The organism is Paenibacillus sp. 01L418 (assembly GCF_056400045.1).
Window position 1 is genome coordinate 1 of record NZ_JBFTSN010000583.1, and the last position, 3,279, is coordinate 3,279.

Genomic DNA, 3,279 nt, shown 5'->3' on the forward strand with positions numbered 1-3,279 from the left:
ATGCATAACCTGCTCTTCCAACACGAAAATCCAGACGGACATCATTCAGATAAGTTGTTGGCAAGACAACATCTTCTGTAAAGGTATATACTCTTCTTATTGTATTCGTGCTTAAATCAACAGCAACTAATTTTGCTCCCCCTTGAATAGGTTCAGAAAAATTTGGTGCCCCTGTATCTAGTACCCAAAGTATTCCTCTTCCATCAGCAACGATACTTTGGACACTGACGAAAGACATTACAATGTTGCTAGTATTAATCAAATTTATTTTTAAACTGGGATAAGGCTGCATTTCACCCTCAACAATTTCCGCCACAGTAAATTGAACGTCGTCTCCCCATTTCGGAAAGCAAACAAAAATACGGCCAGTTTCAGAAACGCTGACACCTGTAGGCATAGCCCCATAAAAAGCATGCACCAGTTCAAACTGCCCAAAATATTTTTCCATAGGTAACATAGGTTGCATGATATCCTCCTCATCAAATCCGAACGGATATCAACTATATATGATGAATTTTTTTTGTAGTGCCTGGTTCTTGATAAATTTTTCTATCGTGATGAATGCTACCGCTACTTCGACCGTACTAATGCCGGTATCGGTTGTTCTCTCGTTAATAACAAAACGTTAATACGCCTAAAAGGGCTGAACGACCTCGTACGTCCTTCGTTCATTTCGCCAATTTCGGTATTAATGCCTTTTGACTATGAATCGGCAGCTCATGGATATGAAAATTAAATTTAGAGGAAATTGAATATTCCATCTTAGTTTGAGTCATTCTAATCAGGTCAGAAAATCCAAAATATCCAACAGGAGGAATTCATTTGTACCAGTTTCAGTCCAACAATCAGATTTCGCAACAACTAGCTCATGCCGAACAACTTATCCAACAATTGGTGAACCAAACTCAGCAAGCATCAGGGCAATATCAACAATTGTTAAACCAAGAACTCAATAATGCAAAAGCACTGGAACAAATAGCACAACGTGAACAGCAAGCCGCTCAAATTATACAAACCGCTCTGCAAGGCCATCAAACAGCACTTCAGCAATTGCAACAAATCTCAACCATCTGCAACCAAGTGGCTCAGTCATCACAAACACAAATGACTGCATATTCAACTATGAACAACCATCAACAACCACAAGGCTTTAACAACTATTCTCATTAATGAATTAGGAATAAGGGATAAATTTTATTTCTAAAAGAGAATTTACGCTGTAGTTAGACCATATCCAGCCGTTGCTAAAGTTCTTCAGAATACGCTCGGCGGTCTGTTTGGTGAAATGCGCAGCATGATGCGATATTTTCTTCCAAAGCAACAATACTCACGGAAAAACTATACTTCCGAGTGAACATAGTCTAGGTTTTACGATTTGAATGCTAGGATTTTAAAATATAAGCTGCTTCCTAATAGGAAAAACCCTGTTGAAAAGCAGGGTTTTTTCCTGTTTTCGTTTAACCATTTACCAATGATGCGGAGGTTTGTTGGAGATGAATAATAAAGAGTTGAATAAACTATCTATTTTTGCCCTTGGCGGTGTTTTTGAAATTGGAAAGAATATGTATGTCATCCAATATGCTGACGACATCATTGTCATTGACTGTGGCTCTAAATTTCCGGACGAGAGTCTGCCCGGCATAGATCTAATCGTCCCTGACATTTCCTATTTGATTGAGAATCAAGAAAAAGTACGCGCATTAGTGATTACGCACGGACATGAAGATCATATCGGCGGAATTCCTTATATATTAAAACAGCTGAATATTCCCTTATATGGAACTCGTCTTACACTTGGTTTAATCAAGGGAAAGCTAAAAGAACATCGTCTCAAAGGAACCTTATTTCATGAAATTAAAACAGACTCATTTATTGAGCTAGGAAAAAGCTTTCAGCTTTCTTTTTTCCGTACAAACCATAGCATACCAGACTGTGTTGGCATCGTATTACAGACGCCAGAAGGTACGGTCGTTCATACGGGAGACTTCAAATTTGATCTATCCCCTTCCAATAAACAATTCCCAGACATTCATAGGATGGCGAAAATTGGTGAAGCAGGCGTGCTTGCTTTATTATCCGAGAGCACGAACGCTGAGCGACCAGGCTTCACTCCATCTGAACGATTGGTAGGCGAAAAAATTGCAGATGCTTTTCAGAAAGCAACAAATAAAATATTTCTGTCCACCTTTGCTTCCAACATTAATCGCTTGCAGCAAGTTGTGGATGCTTCTATTCTAACAAACCGCAAGCTCCTGCTGCTTGGTCGCAGCATGATCAACGTCGTAACGATTGCTCAGGAGCTCGGTTATATCCATATTCCCGAAGGTATGATCATTGAAGCAAAAGAGGCCAATCAGCTCCCGAGAGAAAAAGTCGCGGTATTGTGTACGGGAAGTCAGGGTGAACCGATGGCTGCACTCTCGCGTCTTGCTAGCTCCACCTATCCACATACAGAAATTTCTTCTGGTGATACCGTCATCCTCGCGTCATCACCCATTCCAGGGAATGAAAAGAACGTTGCAAGCATGTTAGATCATCTGTATATGCTTGGGGCTCATGTTATTCATGGATCAGGTGTTGCGACAGGTATGCATGTGTCAGGTCACGGCAGCCAAGAAGAGCTTAAACTTATGCTTACGCTAATGAAACCAACCTATTTCATCCCTATCCACGGAGAATATCGCATGTTATACCAGCATCGCTTACTTGCTGAGTCTGTTGGACTAGAGAAGGATAATATATATATAATGAATATCGGAGATGTTCTTGACCTATCTGGAAATCATGTACAACAAACACGGAAAGTTACCGCCGGTAATACGCTTGTCGATGGTTTGGGCATAGGCGACATCGGAAACATTGTATTACGCGATCGAAAACATCTTGCCGAGGATGGCATCCTTGTTGTTGTTGTCACACTTAGTCGTATAGAAGGCTCCGTACTATCCGGGCCTGATATTATTAGCAGAGGTTTCGTATACGTTAGAGAATCCGAAGCTTTATTAGGCGAAGTAGGTCGACTTGTGATGAAAACCATTGCTGACTTACAAGAGAATGGAAACGACGGTAAGTGGTCTATATTAAAACATCGTATTAAAGAATCTACAAGTAAGCTGCTTTATGCAAAAACAAAAAGACGGCCAATGGTTCTACCAATCATCATTGAAGTGTAATGAATCCACATAATTACAAATCCCCTTGCTTCAATTTAAGGTATGGTATTATCCCCTTTAAGTAGACACTCAAAAAACTTCGTGTTGTTACATGAAGATTGAGTGA

Annotated in this window: 4 protein-coding genes; 3 read left to right on the top strand and 1 reads right to left on the bottom strand. The window is 40.2% G+C overall.

All coding sequences use genetic code 11. The features are described from left to right. Positions 1 to 466: L-dopachrome tautomerase-related protein (locus tag AC1DSE_RS33050; protein WP_477528899.1), on the bottom strand; the 466-nt coding region annotated here is incomplete at its 3' end. A gap of 356 nt (positions 467 to 822) precedes the next feature. On the opposite strand from AC1DSE_RS33050, the gene AC1DSE_RS33055 reads away from it, so the two are divergent. From AC1DSE_RS33055 to AC1DSE_RS33065, 3 genes are all read left to right on the top strand, one after another. Beyond that, entirely contained in the window at positions 823 to 1,170 is a 348-nt protein-coding gene (locus AC1DSE_RS33055; protein ID WP_477512531.1) for an AMP-dependent synthetase and ligase, read from the top strand. A gap of 40 nt (positions 1,171 to 1,210) precedes the next feature. Next, complete coding sequence (locus AC1DSE_RS33060; RefSeq protein ID WP_477512555.1) at positions 1,211 to 1,354, top strand: manganese catalase family protein; 144 nt, start codon at positions 1,211 to 1,213, stop codon at positions 1,352 to 1,354. Positions 1,355 to 1,493: 139 nt separating this feature from the next. After that, the gene (locus tag AC1DSE_RS33065) at positions 1,494 to 3,173 is read left to right on the top strand and encodes a ribonuclease J (protein ID WP_477512530.1); all 1,680 of its coding nucleotides are present in this window, start codon (positions 1,494 to 1,496) and stop codon (positions 3,171 to 3,173) included. The last annotated feature ends 106 nt before the right edge of the window (positions 3,174 to 3,279 follow it).

What these genes read in the sequence shown, in the direction of transcription:
- AC1DSE_RS33065 (WP_477512530.1), top strand. Translation starts at nt 1,494, where the DNA reads ATGAATAATAAAGAGTTGAATAAACTATCTATTTTTGCCCTTGGCGGT.